General features: G+C 53.7%; 18 protein-coding genes. 10 read left to right on the forward strand and 8 right to left on the reverse strand.

Annotation, left to right across the window (positions count from 1 at the left end):
• Positions 1-111 precede the first annotated feature (111 nt).
• The 3 genes from SYN7336_RS08560 (at position 112) to SYN7336_RS08570 (ending at position 4,436) form a co-directional block, all read left to right on the forward strand.
• On the forward strand, positions 112-1,116 hold the full coding sequence (locus SYN7336_RS08560) for an AEC family transporter (protein WP_017325522.1): 1,005 nt from the start codon (positions 112-114) through the stop codon (positions 1,114-1,116).
• Between the two features lie 76 nt (positions 1,117-1,192).
• Complete coding sequence (locus SYN7336_RS25075; RefSeq protein ID WP_017325523.1) at positions 1,193-3,985, forward strand: ATP-binding protein; 2,793 nt, start codon at positions 1,193-1,195, stop codon at positions 3,983-3,985.
• Positions 3,986-4,073: 88 nt separating this feature from the next.
• Positions 4,074-4,436 carry a response regulator gene (locus SYN7336_RS08570; RefSeq protein ID WP_017325524.1) on the forward strand — a complete coding sequence of 121 codons (363 nt, stop codon included), beginning with the start codon at positions 4,074-4,076 and terminating at the stop codon, positions 4,434-4,436.
• A gap of 76 nt (positions 4,437-4,512) precedes the next feature.
• Here the strand turns inward: SYN7336_RS08570 and SYN7336_RS08575 are convergent, their stop codons facing one another.
• Entirely contained in the window at positions 4,513-5,031 is a 519-nt protein-coding gene (locus tag SYN7336_RS08575) for a hypothetical protein (protein ID WP_017325525.1), read from the reverse strand.
• The gene (locus tag SYN7336_RS08580) at positions 5,028-6,044 is read right to left on the reverse strand and encodes an ATP-binding protein (protein ID WP_017325526.1); all 1,017 of its coding nucleotides are present in this window, start codon (positions 6,042-6,044) and stop codon (positions 5,028-5,030) included. The genes SYN7336_RS08575 and SYN7336_RS08580 overlap by 4 nt, the downstream gene beginning before the upstream one ends.
• A gap of 244 nt (positions 6,045-6,288) precedes the next feature.
• Here SYN7336_RS08580 and SYN7336_RS08585 point away from each other — a divergent pair, with 244 nt between their 5' ends.
• Positions 6,289-7,680 (forward strand): aldehyde dehydrogenase, encoded by a 1,392-nt coding sequence (locus SYN7336_RS08585; protein ID WP_017325527.1) that lies wholly within the window; start codon positions 6,289-6,291, stop codon positions 7,678-7,680.
• A gap of 59 nt (positions 7,681-7,739) precedes the next feature.
• Here SYN7336_RS08585 and SYN7336_RS08590 read toward each other — a convergent pair whose 3' ends face one another.
• Positions 7,740-9,014, reverse strand: a complete 1,275-nt coding sequence (locus SYN7336_RS08590) for a low specificity L-threonine aldolase (RefSeq protein ID WP_227498630.1) — start codon at positions 9,012-9,014, stop codon at positions 7,740-7,742.
• Positions 9,015-9,027: 13 nt separating this feature from the next.
• Between SYN7336_RS08590 and SYN7336_RS28770 the strand changes: the two genes are divergently transcribed.
• Positions 9,028-10,446: an isochorismate synthase MenF gene (locus SYN7336_RS28770; RefSeq protein ID WP_026100832.1), complete on the forward strand. Its 1,419-nt coding sequence runs from the start codon at positions 9,028-9,030 to the stop codon at positions 10,444-10,446.
• Complete coding sequence (gene menD / locus SYN7336_RS08600; RefSeq protein WP_051039787.1) at positions 10,395-12,203, forward strand: 2-succinyl-5-enolpyruvyl-6-hydroxy-3-cyclohexene-1-carboxylic-acid synthase; 1,809 nt, start codon at positions 10,395-10,397, stop codon at positions 12,201-12,203. The genes SYN7336_RS28770 and menD overlap by 52 nt, the downstream gene beginning before the upstream one ends.
• Here the strand turns inward: menD and SYN7336_RS08605 are convergent.
• Positions 12,192-12,641, reverse strand: a complete 450-nt coding sequence (locus SYN7336_RS08605) for a thiol-disulfide oxidoreductase DCC family protein (RefSeq protein ID WP_017325531.1) — start codon at positions 12,639-12,641, stop codon at positions 12,192-12,194. The genes menD and SYN7336_RS08605 overlap by 12 nt on opposite strands.
• Before the next feature lie 465 nt (positions 12,642-13,106).
• On the opposite strand from SYN7336_RS08605, the gene SYN7336_RS08610 reads away from it, so the two are divergent.
• From SYN7336_RS08610 to SYN7336_RS32210, 4 genes are all read left to right on the forward strand, one after another.
• On the forward strand, positions 13,107-15,509 hold the full coding sequence (locus SYN7336_RS08610) for an ATP-binding protein (protein WP_017325532.1): 2,403 nt from the start codon (positions 13,107-13,109) through the stop codon (positions 15,507-15,509).
• Positions 15,493-16,155: a response regulator transcription factor gene (locus tag SYN7336_RS08615; RefSeq protein ID WP_017325533.1), complete on the forward strand. Its 663-nt coding sequence runs from the start codon at positions 15,493-15,495 to the stop codon at positions 16,153-16,155. Before SYN7336_RS08610 ends, SYN7336_RS08615 begins: the two co-directional genes overlap by 17 nt.
• Positions 16,156-17,080: 925 nt before the next feature.
• Positions 17,081-18,460 (forward strand): response regulator, encoded by a 1,380-nt coding sequence (locus tag SYN7336_RS08620; RefSeq protein WP_017325534.1) that lies wholly within the window; start codon positions 17,081-17,083, stop codon positions 18,458-18,460.
• A 139-nt stretch (positions 18,461-18,599) separates the two neighbouring features.
• The gene (locus tag SYN7336_RS32210) at positions 18,600-19,130 is read left to right on the forward strand and encodes a GNAT family N-acetyltransferase (RefSeq protein ID WP_026100834.1); all 531 of its coding nucleotides are present in this window, start codon (positions 18,600-18,602) and stop codon (positions 19,128-19,130) included.
• Here SYN7336_RS32210 and aroA read toward each other — a convergent pair.
• The 4 genes from aroA to SYN7336_RS08640 all read right to left on the reverse strand — a co-directional run bounded on the left by aroA (position 19,117) and on the right by SYN7336_RS08640 (position 22,096).
• Positions 19,117-20,442 carry a 3-phosphoshikimate 1-carboxyvinyltransferase gene (gene aroA / locus SYN7336_RS08630; protein WP_017325536.1) on the reverse strand — a complete coding sequence of 442 codons (1,326 nt, stop codon included), beginning with the start codon at positions 20,440-20,442 and terminating at the stop codon, positions 19,117-19,119. The genes SYN7336_RS32210 and aroA overlap by 14 nt on opposite strands.
• 80 nt (positions 20,443-20,522) lie before the next feature.
• Positions 20,523-21,278 (reverse strand): M50 family metallopeptidase, encoded by a 756-nt coding sequence (locus SYN7336_RS08635; RefSeq protein ID WP_017325537.1) that lies wholly within the window; start codon positions 21,276-21,278, stop codon positions 20,523-20,525.
• On the reverse strand, positions 21,227-21,388 hold the full coding sequence (locus SYN7336_RS30715; RefSeq protein ID WP_156820083.1) for a hypothetical protein: 162 nt from the start codon (positions 21,386-21,388) through the stop codon (positions 21,227-21,229). Before SYN7336_RS30715 ends, SYN7336_RS08635 begins: the two co-directional genes overlap by 52 nt.
• A gap of 255 nt (positions 21,389-21,643) precedes the next feature.
• On the reverse strand, positions 21,644-22,096 hold the full coding sequence (locus tag SYN7336_RS08640; RefSeq protein WP_017325538.1) for an RrF2 family transcriptional regulator: 453 nt from the start codon (positions 22,094-22,096) through the stop codon (positions 21,644-21,646).
• Between the last annotated feature and the right edge of the window lie 549 nt (positions 22,097-22,645).

The following is a 22,645-nucleotide window of genomic DNA, read 5'->3' on the forward strand; positions in this document are numbered from 1 at the left end:
TACACCCTCTTGAGGGGGGTTAGTGAATGAAGAGGTAGCTTACTCGGCGACGACAGTTCTTATTCGAAGGAGAGTCACCACATCGATCGTTAAATAGGTATTTATCCGTTTATGTCGAGTCTCACTCAGGCCCTGATCGGCACGTATACCCCTTTGATTGGATGGACTGTCTTCGGGGCGATTTTGGGCCGTCAGCTACCGAAAATTGTCCCCAAGTATATTGGACTGTTTCTGTTCTGGATAGGCGTTCCCATCAGCACGATCGCCTTTATGCACGACGCCGATCTGTCGGGAATTATTCTGATGGTTCCCGCTACTGCCTGGGTAGCCATTCTCGTTGGAGCAGGATTTGCGCTACTTTGGATCGATCTAGAGCTGAATGAAGAGAGAGTCCGACAGCTCACAGAAGGATTGAACTTGCCAGCAGAAGCGTCGGAGGCTGATTCGAGCGCTTGGCCGGGAACCACTCGCGGTAGCTTTTTGCTGGCGATGATGGTGGGCAATACAGGCTATATTGGCTTTCCAGTGATTTTGAATCTGTTGGGGCAGGAGTATTTTTCTTGGGCTTTGTTATATGACTTTTTGGGTACAGATTTTGGCGTACAGGTGCTGGGGGTTGCGATCGCGGCTCGATATGGATCGCGCCATCTGAACCGTGGCGCGATCGCCAGAGTCTTTCGCGGTCTACTCCTAGAGAATCCGGCTCTGTGGGCTTTGGGCGTCGGCTTGCTGCTGCGCTCCGTGCAATTTCCCAATCCAGTCGAGAGCAGCTTGAACTTCTTTGCGTGGAGTATCGTCAGCCTCGCCCTCATTCTGATTGGCATGAAGCTCGGTCAGTTGCGATCGATCGAGAAATTTGGGCAAGCCATCCCTACTGTGTCGATCAAAATGCTCTTAGTCCCGCTCGTGGTCGGCACGGCATTGATGTTTTTCGACGTTACGGAGCAGCAACGGTTGGCCATGGTGCTGCAAATGGGGATGCCGCCAGCCTTTGGAACGTTGGTCTTAGCAGAAGCATACAATTTAGATCGAGATTTAGCGGTGTCAGCGCTTGCCATGGGAACGGTAGTCCTTTTGTTTACGCTGCCAATCTGGTTATTGCTGTTCGGAACTTAGACTAGAACGTGAGTTCCAACCGATCGCAGATTGCATCCCATCCATCTCCCGAGCCTCCATCTATCGAGACATTGCGATGACCATCTGGAAAAAAAGTCTGCTGGCACAGCTCGTTGCCTATTTTTCGTTGTTGTCAGTTGTCACCATCTGCATTGTGGCAGGGGCTGCCTATCAGCGGGCGCGCGATTCGCTCTTGGACTCTACCCGGGATCGCTTGCGAGTGGCGGCTTCCCTCAAGCAACTTCAGTTGGGAGATTGGGTGGATCACCAGCGCAAGGACGTGCTGTTGCTCGGCGAATTAGATCGAATGCGGTCTCTCGTGCGAGAGATGATTTTGAACGAACCGGAAAGCGAAGCCTATCGAGGAGCAGCACTTCAGTTGAGCCGATATTTCGAGAGGGTTAGCCAAATCAAGCCCAATCTGAATAGCTTGCGCGTCACCAGTAATGGTGGATTTGTCGTGTTTGCCTCAGAGGCTTCGCTGCAGGGGGCCCGCTACCAAGCGCTCGGATTGCCGACCACTTACTTTACAGCAGCAACTGTCAATAGCATTGTGCCGAATTTTTACCTGAATGAAGGGGAGGCTGCCATCACATTTGCCACCCCCGTTTTTGACAGTCAGGGGGAGCAAATGGCCGCGATCGCCGTTGACCTAGATTTAGCTGAAGTGGATACCCTCATTCGCGAACGCACCGGTCTGTGGGAAAGTGCCGAAACCTATTTGGTCGGTCGATCGGGGGAACGGTTTGCGTTTATTTCGCGGGACGACTCAGAGGATAGGGACGCAGCAGCAGAGTCGGTGGCAGAGCCCGTCAGTCCGGCCATTGAAGCGGCGATCGTCGGACGGGGCTCGGGTTGGGGTCTCTACAAGAATTATCAGGGTGTGCCTGTCGTCGGGGTTTACCAATGGCTGGACGATCAAAATGTGGCCCTGTTGGCGGAAGTAAGCCAGCACGAGGCGTTTGCCCCCGCTCGCCGTCTCGCCCGCGAGATTCTGCAGATCGGATTGAGTTCGGCAGGGTTGCTGTTGGTGGGGGTTTACCTGCTGTCGCGGCGCATTACCCTGCCAATTTTGGCGATCGCCCGATCTGCCAATCGCCTAGCCAACGGCGATCTAGACTGCCAAGTACACGAGTTAACGCAAGACGAAATTGGCCTGTTAGCCAAATCCTTTAACCGCATGTCCCAACAGTTGCGGGAGTTGGTCAACAATCTCGAATTGCAAGTGGCCGAGCGCACCCAAGCACTAGAAATCAGTAAGAAGGAAGCGGAGGAAGCTCGAATCTCGGCAGAAGCTGCCAACGCAGCCAAGAGTTCTTTTCTAGCCAATATGAGCCACGAACTTCGAACGCCGATGAATGCCATTATTGGCTATAGCGAAATGCTGATCGAAGAAGCAGAAGAATTAGAACCGGAAGAATTTGTTCCAGATTTGCAAAAAATTCGCACTTCGGGCAAGAACCTCTTGGAGTTAATTAATGGCGTGCTCGATCTCTCCAAGATTGAAGCCGGACGGATGGAGTTGTATGTCGAGTCGGTCGATCTATACAAGCTCGTGCAGGAAGCGTGCGTACCCATTTATCCCTTAGCCAGCAAGAACGACAATGTATTGGAGGTGGAGTGCCCCGAAGATATCGGTATGGTGCGGGTAGACCTTACCAAGGTCCGTCAATGTTTACTCAACCTGTTAAGTAATGCCTCTAAGTTCACCCATGCAGGCCAGATCGTCCTGAGTGTGAAGCGCATTGCGGTAGCGGGGGAAAGCGACACGATTGAATTGCAAGTGCGCGATAGCGGCATTGGCATGAGCCCCGAGCAGTTGGATAAGGTGTTCGATGCTTTCAGTCAGGCAGATGCCTCCACCACCCGCAAGTACGGCGGGACCGGCTTGGGGTTGGGAATTGCCAAGCAATTTATCGAGATGATGGGGGGGACGATCTCCGTCACCAGCGAACCGGGTGTGGGCAGTACCTTTACCGTCCGCTTACCGGCAGAAGTGGATCGCGAGCCGAAGGCTGCTGACCGCTTGTCTGGATCGATGGCCAATGGCTTGCGCCCTGGCGAAGCGCCAAAAGTCTTAGTCATTCACGATCGCTCCGAGGTGGGGCAAGAGCTCCAAGAGTTTTTAGCCAAGTCTGGGTTCCAGGTCGAAATGGCACCTCCCACCCAAGCTGCGCTCGATCGCGCTCGGGAAATCAAACCCGATGCCATTACCCTCGACGTTCTCGACTCCCAAATGAACAGTTGGGATCTGCTGTCTGCTTTCAAACAGGATGCGACACTGCAGGCGGTAGCGGTGATATTAGTGTCGATTCAGGATCTAGACCAATGCGGTTATGCGATCGGGACAACTGATTATTTGACCAAACCGATCGATCGCAAGTACTTGGGCTCATTGCTCGAACGGCAGGCCGAGAACTGCGACAATCAAATCGTGCTGGTGGTGGAGGACGATCTCGACACCCGCGATACGATTGTCCGCTTGGCGGAAAAGTACGGCTGGACGGCGGTGGAAGCAGCCCACGGTCGCGAGGCGCTGCAGCAGTTGCGCCAGACCACTCCCAGTCTGATCCTGACCGATATTGTGATGCCAGAAATGAATGGCTTCGAGTTCCTCAATCTGCTGCGGGCTAATCCAGATTGGCGATCGATTCCTGTGGTTGCGATTACTTCTAAAGAGTTGAGTAATGCCGAACGGCAGCAGCTTCAAGGCCAGGTTCAATCGGCGGCCAACGCGACAACATGTCTCGTGGATGGGTCGTTCGAGCAGGTGAAGCAGCAATTGTTGAATGTCCTCTCGGCCCCAGCCAAGGCGAATACGGCCCCAGCCAAGGCGAATACGACTTCAGCCAAGGCGAATACGGAGTGATTGAGAAGCGCGATCGCCTGTCAGGCGGGAAGCCTCTGGACGGGATCGCTTGTCAATGTGAATGTCTCTTGAGAGAACCGGAAAACCAATGTCTAAACTCTTGATCGTCGAAGATAACGAAATGAATCGGGATATGCTATCCCGCCGCTTGAAGCGCAAAGGGTTTGAGATTGCGATCGCCGTTGACGGCAAGCAAGGGTTGGAGATGGCTCAGTCTGAAGCCCCCGACTTGATTTTGATGGATATGAGTTTGCCCGAGATTGACGGCTGGGAAGCGACGAAGCGACTCAAGGCAGCGGCAGAAACCAGTGGGATTCCAGTAATTGCCCTAACTGCCCACGCGATGGATGGCGATCGCGCTAAGGCGTTAGAGGCGGGCTGCGACGATTACGACACCAAGCCAGTCGATTTGCCCCGGTTATTGGGAAAGATTTCAGCCTTACTGGGATAGCTTGTTTTTTGAGCCCTCGTTTCCCTTGGAAGCAGCGTCCTAGCTTGTAGAAAGGTATCTCCAGCAAGGGTGATTTTCATGAGATCAGTTTATACCGGCGAGCAATCGTGTCATTCAGAACCAGAACAGAATTTGGGGACATATCCCACGTTCTTACCATCGGATAAAGTGCTTTCCTGAGAGCATCTTGCAAGGGTTGCAACCAATCCTCTTTATGTCCTTTTATGATTAATGTCAGGCGAAAATCAGCTTTGTCTATAGCAAGATTTTGAAAGGATTGGGGCAACTCACAACAGGTGGAAGAATGGCGCTTCAAGTAAACTGCCATAAATAAGGCCAGCGAATTTGCAAATTTCTCGCAGATTTCTTTGATGAACTCATCAAAGCTTGGCTGTGTCTGAGGTTTTGGAGAGCTCGACTTTGCCTCAATAATATAAAACTTGGTGTTATGACTTGGATGTAGAAGTAGAAACTCTGCAATCCTCACTCTAGATTGGATATTTTGATAGGATCTACTCTTCTCAATATAAAATAAATTGCCTGCCGGATGTAGCCCAAAGTCCATTCCAGACTCAGAAATAGAAATGGTGTTCATTGTAAAGCCAGCTCCACCTCGTCTCGATATAGTTGAATTGATTCATTGACGATCTGATTTTCCGGCAATCCATTTTTGAGATTGGCAATGCTCCAATTCTCATTTTCTACTGAAATTATTGGAATCGATAAAGAATCTTTCTTCTGAGCAATCAGGAATAGCTTTTTGATTACAAAGTAAGAGTGACTTACCATGAAAAATTGAATTCCACAATTCGCCAGTATAGCTACAATTTCGAGCAACCTTGAAATTGCCGCTGGATGTAGAGCTGATTCTGGCTCGTCAATAAAGATAGCTGAATTTGGGTCGAGGTAACGATTCCCCAATAAGGTATCAAGAATTGCAATCTTTTTGACGCCCTCTGCTGTCAAACCAATAGGAAACTTTTGATTTCCTTTCTTGAACTGCCAATGTCTTGATTTTTCGTCATACTCAACCTTGCCGCCGAGCATTTTACTTAGGCTTTTTCTCGATTGAGCAAATTCCTTGTAATTCTTGCCGCCCTTTGGAGGTTGGCGCAGTGCTCGTGCTAGATCGAGATAGGTATCGTCGAATCCGAAGCTCTTGCTCAGTTCCCTCGATTCCAAAATGATGTGATGTAGAGAGAGTACTTCTTTTGTCGGGAGAAAAATCGAGTTGCTCTCTCGAGGCGAGACATGATTTTTCAAGGTCTGGATACTTTTGGTGGTATCTTTACCAAATTCGTAGAAAAACTCTCGACTATCAAAGCTGAGCTTGAAGGATAGAGGTTTATCTGCTCCCTTACTCACGAGATCGCCGATCTTTTCTGTCTCAAAAGTCCAATACAGCTTATCTGCGAGAATTTCGGCAGCATTGCGGGGTTCCTGGCCTCGTTTATACTCTTCTAAAGTTCGAATAGTGCTATAAAGAGCTTTAAGCAGGATGGTTTTACCTGTTCCATTCCCACCAATAATTAGATTGATATGCCCTAATTTTTCACACTTAAACTGAGGGATTGGCCCAAAGTTCTTAAGTTCAAAACTGTCGATCATCGATTGTGTCCCTACTGTAGACAGAGGCAGGCAAACCTACCAGATGGCGGCTAGAAGCCCGATCTCGTTAAGTTTTCAGCCAAAACTAGGAGTTTGACATGAAAGCTCTCTCCCGTTTGTATGATGAGCTGTGTCGTCTATAGGGTCAATCCGGTGGCTTGCGTTTTTATCCAGACACCCAGATGAGCCAAAATAGATAGTGTTCTGTCGGTGGGTGCGAGCCCGCCGTTTCGGGAGATGTGCGATGACAGCTCAGATAGCGGTAGCCCCCATTCAAGACCTCATCCGGCAGCAACGGACCTTGTTTGGCACGGGCCAAACCAAACCAGCAGAATTTCGGATCGCCCAGTTGCAAAAGCTGAAGCAGGCAATTGTCAGCTATCGAGATGCGATTGTGCAGGCAGTCAAAGAGGACTTGGGCCGCCCCCCCTTCGAAGCCTATTTTGAAATTGCCACCGTCAGCGAAATCAATCTGGCCCTCAAACAGCTCAAGTCTTGGCTGAAGCCTCGACGGGTGAGAACCTCGATCGACCAGTTTCCCTCCTCAGCCTGGGTGCAGCCAGAACCGCTGGGGGTAGCGCTGATTATCGGCCCCTGGAACTATCCCTTTCAACTGATGATTTCGCCGCTGGTGGGGGCGATCGCAGCGGGCAACTGTGCCATTCTCAAACCCTCAGAACACGCCCCCAAAACCGCTGCAGTGGTGGCAGAGCTGATTCAGTCTGCGTTTGAGCCCAACTACATTGCGGTGGTGCAGGGGGGAGTGGAAGTGAGTCAGCGGTTACTGGCAGAGAAATACGATCGCATCTTTTTTACTGGCGGCACGGCGATCGGTCGCATTGTCATGCAAGCCGCTGCCAAGCATTTGACTCCAGTAACGTTGGAGTTAGGAGGCAAGAGCCCCTGCATTGTGGATACAGACATTCAGCTCGAACATACGGCGAGGCGAATTGCTTGGGGCAAATTCATTAATGCCGGACAAACTTGTATCGCTCCCGATTACCTATTGGTCGATCGCCGCATCAAAGGGGAACTGGTGGAGGCGATCGCCCAGTGCATTCGAGACTTCTACGGCGACAATCCGGCAGACAGTCCCGACTACGGTCGCATTGTCAACCAGCGGCATTTCTCTCGTTTGGCGGCATTTCTCGACAGTGGCGAGATTGCGATCGGCGGGCAAACCGATCCCGGCAGTCGCTATATTGCTCCAACAGTTTTAGATAATGTCAGTTGGGACAGTTCGGTGATGCAGGAAGAAATCTTCGGCCCGATCTTGCCGGTGCTGGACTACGGCGATCTGGATGAGGCGATCGCCCTCGTGAACGACCGACCGAAGCCGCTAGCCCTTTACTTTTTCTCGCAGGATCGGGACAAGCAAGCCAAGGTGTTGGAGTCTACGTCATCGGGTGGGGTGTGTATTAACGACACCGTTATGCATGTAGGAGTGGCGGGACTGCCGTTTGGTGGGGTGGGAGACAGCGGTATCGGCAGTTACCACGATAAAGCGAGCTTCGATACGTTCTCCCATTACAAAAGCGTGCTCAAAAAGGGCTTTTGGCTGGATCTCAAATGGCGATATGCCCCCTATACAGAAGCGGGGTTGAAGCAGATTAAGCGCATTGTGACGGGCAGTTAGTTCCTGCCGGAGCGATCGCCTCAGTTAACGGCCGAGCGAAGCTGCTAGCCCTATCCTTTTCAAGGGATAACCTCTTCCGTTGCGGTTTTGAAGGCGCAGACTTCTGTCAATGCGTCCGCCACTTTATCTTTCACTTGCAAAATATGCTCGCGAGTCACCATCAAACTGGTGACGGCCCGGAGCGAGTGGCGATCGCGAGCAAAGAGCTTCACGCCGCGATCGCCCAAGGCTTGTGCCAACAACGGTGCGGGGACATCCAAACAGCGAAACACCACGATATTGGTTTGCACTGTCGACAGATCCACCTCAATCCCGTCCACCTCGACCAATTGCCGCGCCAAGAGCTGAGCGTTTTCGCGATCTTCGCACAGTCGATCGCGATGGTGTTGCAGGGCATACAGTGCTCCGGCCGCGATCGTGCCCGCCTGTCGCATGGCTCCCCCAAACATTTTGCGGAATCGTCTGGCTCGATCGATCGTCTCGGACGAGCCTGCCAGTGCCGACCCCACCGGAGCTCCCAATCCTTTGGAAAAACAGACGCTGACAGTATCGAACGGCTCGGCATAGTCAGTTGGCGTAATGCCAGTGGCCTCGCAGGCATTCCACAGTCGCGCGCCATCCATGTGTATGGCCAGCCCCCGCTGCTGGCAGACCTCGGCGATCGCCTGTATGGCCTCTAGCGGAAAAATTGTGCCCCCGCCGCGATTGTGGGTGTTTTCTATGCAAACCAATGTGGTTGGCGGATAGTGAGGGTTGCCCGATCTCAGCACGTTGACCAAGTCGTCGGCAGCGAAGACCCCTTGCCGCCCCGATACCAACCGACACATTACTCCTGACAGAGCTGCCGGAGCGCCACTCTCGTAGTAGTAAATATGGGCTTCCGATTCCAGCACGATTTCATCTCCCGGCTGGGTGTGCAGTCGCACCGCCACCTGGTTGGTCATGGTGCCGGAGGGCATATAGACTGCCGCCTCTTTCCCCAACAGTTGGGCGACATCAGCTTCGAGTTCTTTGACGGTGGGATCGTCGCCGAGCACGTCATCGCCGACGGCGGCATTGGCGATCGCCAATCGCATTGCAGGGGTGGGCTGCGTAATGGTGTCGCTGCGGAGGTCAATAGTCGCCATAACTGGGGGAGTTGTGCTGGGATGGGTCAAGGCTATCTCATCGCCATCAAAGTGAACCTGAGTTAAGACTCGCAGGTGACGGTCGCTCCACAAGGCACAATGTGTGTGCGAGCTGGGGTCTGTCGATCGCGGTCGCCGCTCAATCTCGGTCATACTGAGCTGAGTGGAACTGTCGGAATAACTGGCGCCACTGCCAAGTTTTTGCACCTGTTTCCTGTCGATGCAAGTAACCCTGCCTTCCCACGTGCCAGTTCTCGATCGCCGATGGCTCCATCGGCTACTGGCTGAGTGCCAACAGCAGGCTCGCCAGACTCAACACTCCCAAATTGCCAGCATTGCTGTGCCGCTGCCCCACCTCGATCCCCTAGCAGTATTGGCGCAATTACACCACCCCGACAGCGTTCACTTTTATTGGGAGAGTCAACACCAACTTCAGGCGATCGCCGCAGGGGGAGCTGTGGCGCAATATCGTGCTGGCCAGGGGAATCGGTTTGCCGAAGCCCGTCGCTTCATTCGCACCACCCTCGCCAATAGCCGCACGGAAGGATATCTGGATCTGCCTCGGGCGGGGATCCATTTTTTAGGGGGCTTTACCTTTTTTCCCGAAGCCGAAGCTGCGGGCCACTTTCCAGCAGCCACCCTGTTTGTGCCCCGCTGGATGGTGGCGCGCCATGCCGAGGGCTGTGTGGCAACCCTTTCGACATCAATCGACGAACAGAGTAATTTAGCTGCCGAGATTGCCGGTTTGGCAGCCTTAGAGCGATCGCTGCAAGGGCTGGCCGCAACCCAATGGCCGGAGTCTTATTCCATTCCAGCGCCGCTTCAACTGCAGCAAACCCCTTCCACGGATGAATTTCGGGCTGCGGTGACAGGGGCCCTAGAGGCGATCGCGACGGGCGAGCTGCGCAAAATCGTTCTCGCCCGAGCCGTCGATCTGATCGCCCTGCAACCATTGAATCCCTTTCAGTCTCTGGGCAATTTGCGCCAGTTGTATCCCAACTGTTACGTGTTTTCGTTAGGAAATGGCAGCGGCCAGCAGTTTATGGGGGCCAGCCCAGAAGCCCTGATGCACGTTCACCAACATCGCTTGGCCATTGACGCGATCGCCGGTTCTGCTGCCCGAGGAGCAACGCCAGAAACCGATCGCCATTTGGCTGACGCACTCCTCAACAGCAGCAAAGATCGCCTCGAACATCGCGTGGTAGTAGACGCGATTGTGCAGCAACTGGGCCAGCTCGGCATCTCGGCAGCGGCGGCGGCCAGCCCCAGTCTGTTGCAACTACCCAATATTCAGCACCTCCACACCCGCATTTGCGCCCAACTGCCCGCCCAGTTACATCCCTTTAAGGTACTGGCTACCTTGCACCCCACCCCTGCTGTCGCGGGGGTGCCCCGCCCCCTAGCCTGCGATCGCATTCGCCAGTGGGAATCGTTCGAGCGGGGGCTGTATGCAGCTCCGCTGGGATGGATTGATGGGGCGGGTAATTGCGAGTTGGCGGTGGCAATTCGGTCGGCGCTGGTGGATGGCGATCGCGTGCGCCTGTGCGCGGGGGCCGGCATTGTGGCGGGGTCCGATCCCGAGCGCGAATGGGCGGAGGTGCAGTTGAAGCTGCAGGCACTCGTGCGGGCGTTGGTGTAGGGGAGGTGGTAGATTTTCGCACGATGAATGCGGTATGGGCGTCGGTCGCGATCGAGACCCTACGGCGCTTGGGGTTGGAGGTGGCTGTCATTTCCCCCGGCTCGCGCTCGGCGCCGCTCGCGATCGCCCTAACGCAAGACTCTCGCATTGAAACGATTCCAGTGCTGGAGGAGCGCTCGGCGGCCTTTTTTGCCTTGGGCATTGCCAAGCGGACCCATGTGCCTGTCGTGCTGGCGTGCAGTTCCGGTACCGCCGGAGCCCACTACTATCCCGCTCTGATTGAAGCCCGAGAAAGCTGCGTTCCCCTGCTCGTTTTCACTGCCGATCGCCCCCCCGAATTGCGAGATTGTCACTCCGGCCAAACCATCGATCAAAACGGCCTTTACGGCCGCTATCCCAACTGGCAAGCGGAACTGGCGACACCTTCGCTCGAACTGGGCCAACTGCGATACCTGCGCCAAACGATCGTGCAGGCGTGGCGGCGAGCTCTCCATCCCAGCCCCGGTCCCGTCCACCTCAACATCCCCTTCCGCGATCCGCTCGCCCCGATTCCCGACAACAGCGCTGCAAGTTTAGCAACCCAGTTTCCAGCCAACTTTTTCGATGGCATTGTCCCTTGGACCCCGCCTCGCCTGTCTGTGGCAGACAGTGCCGAATTGCCGATCGCCCGCTGGCGCAGTTGTACCCGAGGCGCCATCATTGCCGGTCCCGCCCAACCAGCCAGCCCCGAACGCTATTGCCGCGCGATCGCCCGTATTGCCCGAGCTCTCGGTTGGCCCGTGTTAGCCGAGGGTCTTTCCCCCCTGCGCAACTATGCCGATCTGGTTCCCAGCCTCGTCGCCCACTACGACACCATCCTGCGCAACCCTCAAGCCGCCACAGCTCTACGTCCCGAACTCGTGCTGCAATTGGGGCCGCTGCCCACCAGTAAGGAACTGCGCAATTGGCTGGCTGCATGCGATCCGATGAGCTGGCAAGTGGAGGGAGGCGATCGCAATCTCGACCCCCTGCACAACCGCACGATTCCTCTGCCCATATCCGTGGAGCAGTTGAGTGAAGGGCTGTCTGAGGGGTTGCAGAAATCGTCGGATTATCTCGATCTTTGGTTGGAGGGCGATCGCCAGATCGGTGCCGCGATCGACCGAACCCTGCGATCGCTCGATCGCCTGTGCGAGAGTAAAGTGGCTTGGATGCTTGCCCAAACTCTGCCCGCGCGCACGCCGCTATTTATTGCTAACAGTACCCCCGTCCGGGATGTGGAATGGTTTTGGCGACCGGGGCGATCGCGGGTACAGCCCTATGTCAATCGCGGTGCTAACGGTATCGACGGCACTCTTTCAACCGCTCTGGGCCTTGCCCACCGCCACCGCAGCAGCGTCTTACTGACAGGAGATTTAGCGCTTTTGCACGACACCAACGGATTGTTGAGTGCCAAGCGACTGGACGGTCACCTCACCATTGTGGTTGCGAACAACAATGGTGGAGGTATCTTTAACCTCTTGCCCATTGCCCAATTCGAGCCCCCCTTCGAAGACTATTTCGCGACTCCTCAAAACATCCCCCTCGATCGCCTCTGCCACACCTACGGCATCGAGCATCGGGGGATAGCCACTTGGGAGGAATTTAAACTGGCCCTCAAAACCTTACCCCAGACTGGCGTGCGCTTGCTGGAGTTGCAGACCAATCGCCAGTTGGATGCCGCTTGGCGACTGGAGCAGTTTCGGCGCTGGTCGGGGGAACTCGATTTAACCTTCTGAGGCCGGTTCTGCCGGGGCAGTTTCGGGGAAAGGCTGACAACTGCCCGATTCGCAAGCTGGGTAGGGAGACCTATAAGTGGCCGATCGCCGACCGAACCAAGCATAGCGATTGTCTCGAATCTGCTCGTAGGCGCGATCGCCCATCCACTTCATTCCCGGCAAAGCTCGATAGGCGGCCACGAGGGGCGCACTTGCCGGAAACCGTCTGGCTAATTCTTCAGCCGCATCGCTACCCTGCCAGCGGCGATCGCGATGCTCGCCATCAATCACCAGCATCCCCATCTGGCAATCCCGCTCGCTCGCGCCAAACTCTGCTTCTAGTTGGGGATATTGCATCGGCACGTAGACAAATCTCTGTCCCCGATCCAATTGCTCCAACGCCTGCACCAGCGTGACGCAGAGATTGCAATTGCCGTCGTAAATCACGATATCGACCATTAGAGTCCCCCTTATCGGTTCGCTTGCTTGCTAACAACCTAGCTCGGGATGCGCGGCAAAGCTCGGGGTGTGAATTGCTGCACGGACGATGGGTACATTGGAGCGGGACGCCGCTTGCGTTGCAATCGATCGACAAAGCGACCCAGTTTTTCACCCTCGCTCCTACTTCCATCAGTCACCCAATCGCTGGAAACCAGATCGTATTATTTTTACGCTTTATTGAGGTTTTATATATCCCGAAGAGCTTGATACTTTTTTAATAAAGATAAAAATCATATCCAATAGAAATCATTTATTTAGATTTGTCTATCCTCTGTAGGACGGCAATCGAGTGATAAATTGTCTCTGTTATCAATTTCAAACCCTTCAAGTCAGGCTTCTCAGACTGTGCAACGCATGTTCCATATGGATTTAAGCAACTGGAGTGAAATTGTGTGCCTTGCTTTAAAGGGAGGGCAAGTATAGATGCAATTTCGCTTTCCTCGACTCAATTTAACCACGCGACTCCTCTGTCTGACGGCGCTCGCCGGTAGCTTTACCGTCATTTCTCCCATCGCGATTCAAATTTGGGCCAATGCTCGCGTACAGGAAAGTAGTGAAAAAATTGGCCGCGATCGCCTGCAACGATCTCGCGGCACCATGAGCCTATATGCAGCACAGCTAGAGTCCGCTGCGATTGATGAAGCAACTTGGACCGAAATGAGGGATTTTACGATTACGCGAGATCCCGAATGGGCTAGGGCAAATCTTACCGACTGGGTGCCGGATGCTCTAGACCTAGATTTGGTCTTGGTTTTATCGAAAGAAGGCGAACTGATTTACGAACTCGAGGCTGCTGACTCAGGTACTTCTTCTCTCGCTCGAACCGAAGTTCAATTTTGGCAAGACGTCTACTTCAATCTGCCTCTGTTTCCCGCCACATCGACATTTTGGCAACGACCGGAAGGCATTTATATGGTTGCGTTTGCCAAAATTTCAACCTCTGACGACCACGAGGGCAAACTTCCCCCCCACGGACTCTATATGGTAGGGAAGTTAATAGATAGCGAAATGCTCGCCGAAATGAAGTCCCTCACCCTCGAAGACTATATTCTCCGAGATGCTGGCGGAACGGCGATCGCTGGCACCTTGCCAGAGGAGTTGGATGACCGCCACCTGCCCGAGTTATTTGAAAATTCAGCCGAGTTGCTGGACTCGATGCCCGACTCTGGCACGATTCTAGAACATCGCACCGGAACTGGACTCTTGGCGGGAGATCGATTGGATGGCATTTTGCCCCTCAGAGATCCCTTCGATCGACCCCTCGGCATGTTAGAAGTCGAATACACTCTGCCTTCTTGGTATTTAGTTCCCATTCAACTCAACTTGGCCTGGATTAGCCTGTTTGGAACGGGGGGACTGTTATTTGTTGCCAGTTCCTACTTGCTGGTTCGATGGGTGTTAGCACCGGTCTCTCAAGTGCAAAGGGCGGTGGTTCAATTCAGCGATTCGCCCGAGCCCACTTGGGACTGCAATTTACCCCCCGGAGACGCGATCGGAAGCTTAGCAATGGCCTTCGCAACCTTGGTCGAGCAGCTACAAGTCCAGGCAAAGCAGGCTTGGGGGTTTGGCAATATTGCCAGTTGGGCCAACCAATCGACCGAGTTTCGGCACACTTGGCCTAAAGTGGGCCAAACCATTTGCACCATGCTCGCCGCGAACGACGTCATCATCTTGAAGCATGATGCTGAAGGGGAGCTGGAAATTTTGTATACTACCTTATCTCCGCTGCAAGACACCTGGAATGCCGATTATCTCTCCGAACGGTTGGCCTATTTGCCCAAGCTTCGGGATGGGGAGAGCGTTGCCCTGACGGATATCGACCGAGATACGAGCCTGAGCGATACCAGTCGTACGTTTCATCGCAGCCTCGGCATTGGCGCGATCGCCGCCTTTCCCCTTTGGGAAGAAGATCGCGTTTGTGGCAGCCTGATTGTCTGTGCTTCTGCCCCCAAGAACTGGAATGCCGCCGAGCTGCGATTGCTCGATAATGTCGTCGAGCAGTTGGCTGTTGCCTTAGAAAAGCAACAGTTATTCCGAGAAACGCAACAGCAAGCCAAGCAATTGCGAGAATACAATCGCTCGCTAGAAGATCTGATTTCGGCTTTGGGTCACGATTTGCGCAACCCCCTCTTTTCTCAGAAGATCGCCTTAACTGCATTGGTCGAGCGCTTGGAACACCGATCCGAAGCAACTGATGATAAACCGGCCCAATTGCTCAACTCAGCTCGCAATAGCTTGCAAATCAATCTTTCCCTGAGCAATTTGGTCGAAAATTTACTCAATATCTCCCGCTATCAAGCTGGTCAGAAACAGCTTGTCTACGCCCCCCTGAACTGGGAGCAGACGATCGCCGATGCGTATCAACTGTTGGAGCAATCTCTATTAGCTAAGTCACTGCAATGGTCGGTTAGCATCGCCCCCAATTTGCCTGCGATCGAGGCAGATGTCGTAGAGATTGGTCGCATCATTCAAAATATGCTCTCGAATGCCATTCGTTTTACCCCCTCCGGCGGACAGATTTCTGTCTGTGTAGATGTCAACTTTGATGGCATTTTCTTTAGCTGTCGCGATACGGGCAAGGGCATTTCAGCCGAAGCCCAGAAAAATTTATTTCAGCGGTTTTATCAGGCAGGTCGGTCTAGCGAAAAGGGGGGAACCGGAATGGGGCTCTATCTCTGTCGGAAAATTATCGAAGCTCATAAAGGTCGCATCGGTGTCGAGAGTCAGGTCGGACAGGGGAGCACATTTTGGTTTACCTTGCCAATATCGACCCATTACCAATGTTGTACAGATTGCGAGCTCCAGTTAAATGCTAGCCCCTCCTAAGATTGTTCGTATTGTGGTGGCAGACGACCATGGCGTTTTGCGGGATATTCTCTGCGATCGCCTGTCTGACGAACCCGACTTTCAGATTCTCCAAGCCTGCTCCAACGGCCAAGAGGTTATGGATATCGTTCGGCAAGAGGAAGCCGATCTGATCTTGATGGATATTGAGATGGATGTGATGGATGGCATTACTGCCACGCGCCAACTCAAAACTGAATTTCCCCAGATCGCAGTGCTTGCCCTAACGGCGATCGATCGAGATAGTGCGGTGGCTGAGATGATGCAAGCTGGGGTAGATGGTTACTGTCTCAAAACCCTAGAAGTGGATGACTTAATTAGGGCCATTCGTCTGGTCAGCCAGGGAATTATGTATATTTCTCCAGAGATTGTCGGGCGGATGCGCCAGATCGTGTCGTCCCAATCCACCGCTACCGACCTCAGCAGCGAGATGGTGAAGCTAACTCAACGAGAATTAGAAATCTTACAATCGATTGCTCGGGGCTTTAGTAACGGCGAGATTGCGGAGTCTCTCAGCATTTCCATCAATACCGTGCGGTCCCATGTCAAAAACATTTTGAGCAAGTTTGGCGTCAGCAATCGGGTTGAAGCAGTTTTAAAAGCTCGCAAGCTCCATCTGCTCGATTGAATCTCGTTCAAAGATGCCTACCGGCTTGTTGCTGCAGGCGTTTTTGCGAACCTCGTGTTACGAGAAAATTCTATCGTATCTTTTCTAAACCCCATCCAGATTGAGATCTGGAGTTTTCAGACATTGCACTCGGCCCCCTAAACCCCCCATCCTGGGGGATTTAGGGGATAAATGCAGCGGTTAACAGCGTTAGTGAGAGGGATTAAAAGATGCCTCATTAAAACTACAGGTTTCTGACTAGACTCGGTTTGTGGGGGGATAAAGGACTAGTCCTGAAACTAATCCCAGGATTAGTGTGACGGTCTAGTGCGATCGCCTTTAAAAGAGGATGTATCTATTGACACAGCGTGCGAATATAATACCGTTGAGATCGGTAATTACTAGCACTCAATTCTTCACTTGACTGGACTGCGGCCAACGCCAGAATTGCTTATCTTGGATGAGAAGATTTAGCCCGCAAGCAGGGTAGTTTAAATTTGAGAGATCCAAGATTTTAAATTCTAACAATCAATCGGCCTAGTTCAACTTAGGTAAAGTCTATTCTCAAGGAATGCAGTTACAATGCCTATATTTTCAAAAAAAGAACGGACTAAAGGAGATCTGTATCGTTTGATTAAAGACATTGAAAGAACGTTTGAATTGCATCAAGACATGAATTTTGATATCTCAAACAACCGGTTTCATTCTTGCATTAGTGCTTTAGAGTCCCGCCATCAGTTGCTAGTCAACTCCAACTCGAGCGAGCGAAAAAGGTAGCTTCTAAGGAAATATCAACTTTATCTGAAACGCTATCAAAAGCTCGAATTATTGCGATCGCAAAATTTACAGAGCATCAATTTATAGATTGCCCCGAATCTGTTCTTCAGTTTATTTGCCTGCTATTTACTCGAATTTTTGTATTCTTTGACTGCGAGAGGATCCTATTATGACACCCCCTACCCTTTCTTCCTGCCACACGCTAAGAGAATATCTCGAAGAATGTAGCCGCCAGCGCTTTACAGGGGTTTTAAAGGTTTCCAACCACAGTGGTTGCACGTGGGCACTGTGGTTCTTTCTCGGCAGAATTATTGGAGATGCCGGAGGGATCGACCCAGTCGGTCGGTGGCTGCGCTCCCTCCGCCAACAAGCTCCCGCTTTAGAAGCAGGTCGGGTTGACTTACCTGTCCCCAATACCTATGGAGAATGGACTCACCACTTGCTGGAAAAATTAATGAAACGGCAGGTGGTGGATCGAACTCGAGCGGTATCAATTTTGCGTTGCAGCATCGGAGAAACCTTATTCGATATTGCACTGCAGGAAGCTCGACTCAATTCAGATTGCTCGCCATTCGTTTATCGAGCGAGCCCCCAAGACACGCTCCATATGGAGGGTAATTTTGCCTTGCCCCTCAAAGCAGAGTATTTATGGGAGCAGGTGAGCGAGCGCGTCAAGGCATGGCTGGATTCCGGTTTAGAAGAACAATCCCCCCACCAGGTACCGATCGTCCAGAATCCGCAACAGTTACAAGAGCTGGTATCGGAGCAGATCTTTACTCGGCTGTCCGCGTTATTGGATGGCAAGCGGACTATCCGAGATGTTGCGATCGCCCTCGGCAACGACCCACTGCACGTCGCCCGAGCCCTCAAGCCTCAGTTACGGATGGGGGCTATTCGATTGGCGGATGAAACTGCCAATCCCCAACTCGGAGAAAATCAACGGCATCCGGCGGTTGAAGAGGCAATGGCGATCGTTAGTGGCGATTCCAGTGCTCCCGACGAGGCCGTCACCGAGCTGCCCCTGCCGAGCCGCCCGATCTCGAGTCACCGTCCAGCCGCAAACCGTCCAATTGCAAAGCACCATGCAGCCACCAGCCGTCCCCTCATCGCCTATATCGATGACAGCCCGCTCGATCTCAAGCGCATGGAAGCCTGCTTGTCGAGCTACGCTTGTGACTTTATCGGCATCAGCAATCCATTAGAGTCACTGGGAATTTTGCTAGAGAAACGGCCCGAGCTGATTTTTCTGGATCTGGTCATGCCGATCGCGAATGGCTACGAAATTTGCGCCCAAATTCGACGCATATCGATGCTCAAAAATATTCCAGTGACGATCGTGACCAGTAGTGATGGGATGGTGGACCGAATTAAGAGCAAATTTGTCGGAGCCTCTGGATTTATATCGAAGCCAATTAGCCGGGTCAAGGTAGCCGAAGTTTTGCAGCTTTATGCTCTCATCCCTGACCCTGGTGAAGGGAAACAGAGTGTGAGGAGAAATTCCCCAATTCTACCGAATCCCAGATCTAGAGCTTCTGCAGTGAATGGGTAGGATGGAGGAAGGCGTCCTGACGTTTCATCCCGCAATTGCCCGACAACCTGCTACCCTAGAGAACCCGACAGACGTGGGCGATTTGAGTCGCGTCAATCGGAGCCCAACCTCCAGTACCCATCGTGTAAGTAGGTCTCGCGTGAAGCAACGCTCAGGGCCGGATTGCGAAGCACAACAGCTACGGTCTACAACGGCCCGTCCTTCTCAACCCGACAACCGCCACATTCGCTTTTCGGTCGATCCTGCCGAAGTCGACATCGATCGGCTTTTGCAGCTCTTTCAGTACAATGCGTTCTGGGCTCGCGATCGCCGACGCGAAGATGTCGAACGGGCAATTCAGTTCAGTCATCCCGTTGTTACTGTTTGGGATGGCGATCGCCTGATTGGTTTTGCCCGCGCCACCTCCGATGGTGTCTATCGAGCTGTGCTGTGGGATGTGGTGCTGGATAGCGCTTATCGACATCAAGGCTTGGGCCGCAAATTGGTCGAAACCCTCATTGCCCATCCCGACCTGCAAAAGGTCGAGCGCATTTATCTATTCACCACCTACCAACAAGAGTTTTACCGCCGCATTGGCTTCGACGAAAATACCAGCACCACGATGGTGCTGATGGGCCAAACAGTGGAATTTTTACCCCCCGAAGGGGTGGAAATGCCTAGGCCACGCTAGCCGGTGCAATCTGCTGCAGTGTGGGCACAAAAGTGGGATACGAGATCGAAGCACAGTCTGCCCCTCGAATCGTTGTGGGACTGTTGGCTTGTAAGGCGGCGATCGCCAAACTCATGGCGATCCGGTGGTCGCCATAGGACTCCACGACCGCACCCTCGAGCGGCTGTCCGCCCCAAATCTCCATCCCGTCAGGATGCTCTTCGAGCAGCACGCCCATTTTGGTCAGTTCGGTCGCCATTGCCGCCAAGCGATCGCTTTCTTTCACCCGCAACTCTGCTGCATCCCGAATCGTGGTTTTTCCCTGCGCAAAGGCTGCAGCTACGGCCAAAATCGGGATCTCGTCAATCAGCGTCGGAATCGTATCGCCCCCAATCTCGCAGCCCTGCAGTTGAGAAGACTGAATTCGCACATCGGCGATCGGTTCCCCTGCTTCCTCGCGCTCGTTCTCCAATTTGAGATTTGCTCCCATTTGCTGCAGAACATCTAAAATCCCTGTCCGCGTGGGGTTAATACCGACATTTTGCACGAGCAGGTCGGCCTCGGGAGCGATCGCCCCCGCCACCAGCCAAAACGCTGCCGAGCTGATGTCCCCCGGCACAGTCACTGGTTGGCCATACAACTGAGCCCCGCTGCGAACTGTGGCAGTGCGAGCAGCACGATCGACGCTCAAATCAGCTCCAAATGCCGTCAACATTCGTTCGGAGTGATCGCGGGATGGGGCGGGTTCGGTCACCGTGGTTTCCCCTTCTGCCCATAACCCCGCCAGCAAGACGCAAGACTTTACCTGTGCAGAGGCCACAGGGGATTGATAGTGAATGCCTTGCAACCTCTGCCCCTGAACTGCTAGAGGGGCGCGATCGCCGCCCACTCGACCCCAAATTTGCGCCCCCATCTTTTGGAGGGGCGTAACAACCCGACCCATCGGACGCGATCGCAATGAACCATCTCCTGTGACCGCAAAAAATCGACCCGCCTGCGCTGCCAAAATGCCCAACATCAACCGCAGCGTCGTCCCCGAATTCCCGGCATCTAATACATCCACCGGTTCCTTCAATCCCGACAATCCCACCCCCCGCACCGTCACCAACTCCGAATTTAACTTGGAGATCTCTGCTCCCATCGCCCGAAAGCAAGCCGCCGTACTGCGGGGATCTTCCCCCAATAGCAAGCCGCGAATGCTGGTTTCCCCTTCCGCCAGTGCCCCCAACATCAACGAGCGGTGGGAAATGGATTTATCGCCGGGAATGGCGATCGCCCCTCTGAGAATGGGACAGGGAGATACGGTCAGGCTGGAATTGTGTTCGGCAGTCACGGCAGGGAGAAGAGATAGAGAAGGGAGCGGGAAAAAACCCTGGCTATCCTAACGCGTTTTGAGGGTTGTCCCAGCGAGCCTCAGCGAGGATTGGAGCGCTGGGAACGAGCGGCCAAGCTCTGGACGCTATCGCCATAGGTCAGCCACAAACTGCCCGCCAATAATCCCAGCGTCAGCACTCCCAAACAGAGCCCCCAAAACCAAAAGGGCAGCCACAACTGTCGGGCAATTTGGCCGGAGTCCGATAAAAATCGCTGTCCGCCGATAACGGCTTCCTGCGAGAATAAATAATCCAACTGATTGAAGGTACTAATGCAGGCTTGCACCCCCAAAAATGGGACGGCAAACGCCTGCGCCCCCCGCGACCCCCGCAGGCAAACCAAGGCGATCGCCCCCGCCCAAGCCACCACTGCCAGCACCCCGAACAGCGATCGCATCCAGATTAGCGACAGTAATAAAACCCCAGCCAGGATCGCCAGCGTGCCGCGACTGGCCCGCCGCCAGCGAGCCATCACAATCAGAATCGCTCCGGCGATCGCCGGACCCAACGGCCCCCCCGCCGCCACCAAAGCTCGCCCCAACCGACCGCCCCACACCGCTCCCGAGTGGGTGGCCAAACCACTGCCATTGGCAAATAACTCTAGCCGCTCGAAATTGCCGCCGAGTAGCAGCGCTGTCAAACCGTGGCCCATTTCGTGAAACCAAGTGGACAGGATCGTGAAGGGATACAGCAGCAGGTGGCCGAACGGAATTTGCCAAATGGTCACCGTGGCGATCGCGGCCCCTAATAGAAGAAATAACGATTGGCGGCGATCGCCGTTCCCAGTTGCAGCCATCCTGCCAAGCCCCCAGCACACTTACGCCACAATAGCGGATGCCAAGGGATTTGCTCCCCTCGCCCAGAATTGATGCTGCTGGCCAATTTAACATTTAGAAATATTGGCATGGTGCAAGTCCTCTGCATGGCCCTCACCCCCGGCCCCTCTCCCAAGCTTGGGAGAGGGGAGAAACAGCCGAAAATCCTTACGGGGCCTTGTTCCCCTGCCCCCAAAGTTGGGGGTAGGGGTTAGGGGAAGGGGGCCACAGGCATCTAGACAAATGGCCAATGTTTCGGAATATGAATTTCGCCCGCAGCATCAGAATTGGGAGAGGGGCTGGGGGTGAGGGCTGATGAGCGCGATCGCCACCCTCATCGAAACCCCTACACAATAAACTCGGGAGCCTCCGATTGTGCAGCCTGCCGACTGCGGGCATCGAAATACAAATCCTCCAGCGTAATCTCGGCCAACACCTGCTGCAGTCGTTGGGACACCCGCTGCCACACCGCTTGCGTCACCCAATCCTCCACCCGTTCGCTCTCCTCCGCCTCTGTTTCAGGCACCGATAGAGGTTCCAGCCGCTCCCCCACCGCCGCTAAAATCTCTGCCAGTGAAATCTTCCGCGCCGAGCGCGCCAAGCGATATCCCCCCTGTGCCCCCCGCTGCGATCGCACCAAGCCCGCCTGCCGCAGCTCGATCAACAGCTTTTCCAAATAGGGGGCCGGAATGTTTTGCCGTTCGGCGATCGCCCGCACCGATACCGGCAGTTGGCTGCCTGACAAAGCCAGATCGAGCAACGCCTTGACGCTGTAGCGACCGCGCGTAGTCCATTTCATCGGGGCAAATTTCCGTTCGGGTAGCACATTGTGAAACGTGAGTTCGACAGCCGCCTGAACCCATCCCCTAACCTCTGGCCCGCAGTTTGGGGCCAGGAGAACAGAGCCTTAGATTGAGGCTTCGATTGACTCTCTTGCTCCCCTCTCCCCAGGGAGAGGGGTTGGGGGTGAGGGCAATGCAGAGTCGTCGAACTCAGGTTGTGAAGATCTCCGTCACCTGCCATTGTTATGCCCGAAGGCAGCCGAGTTGACCCCTACTGCCCCCCCGCAAATTTAATTTCAAAAGTTTCTGGACAAAGCGATCGTTCCCCTCTAAAGTGGTAAAGCTGTGGAAATACAGCAAACGAGCTGTCGCAACGGATACTGTATTTCTAGCCTCGCATCGAGGCTTCGATTTACAAGTCCAGACACTTGGCAAAATCTGTGTTCTCAATGAATTCTCGATTTTGCCCACCAGCACTCGCTGTGACGATCTCGAACCCTCAATCACTTCACCCATAGCGCATCTTCAAGGTTTTATCGAATGCTTGGAGATTGTTTTAAGACGCG

The sequence above is a fragment of the Synechococcus sp. PCC 7336 genome (assembly GCF_000332275.1).
GTDB lineage: Bacteria > Cyanobacteriota > Cyanobacteriia > Thermostichales > PCC-7336 > PCC-7336.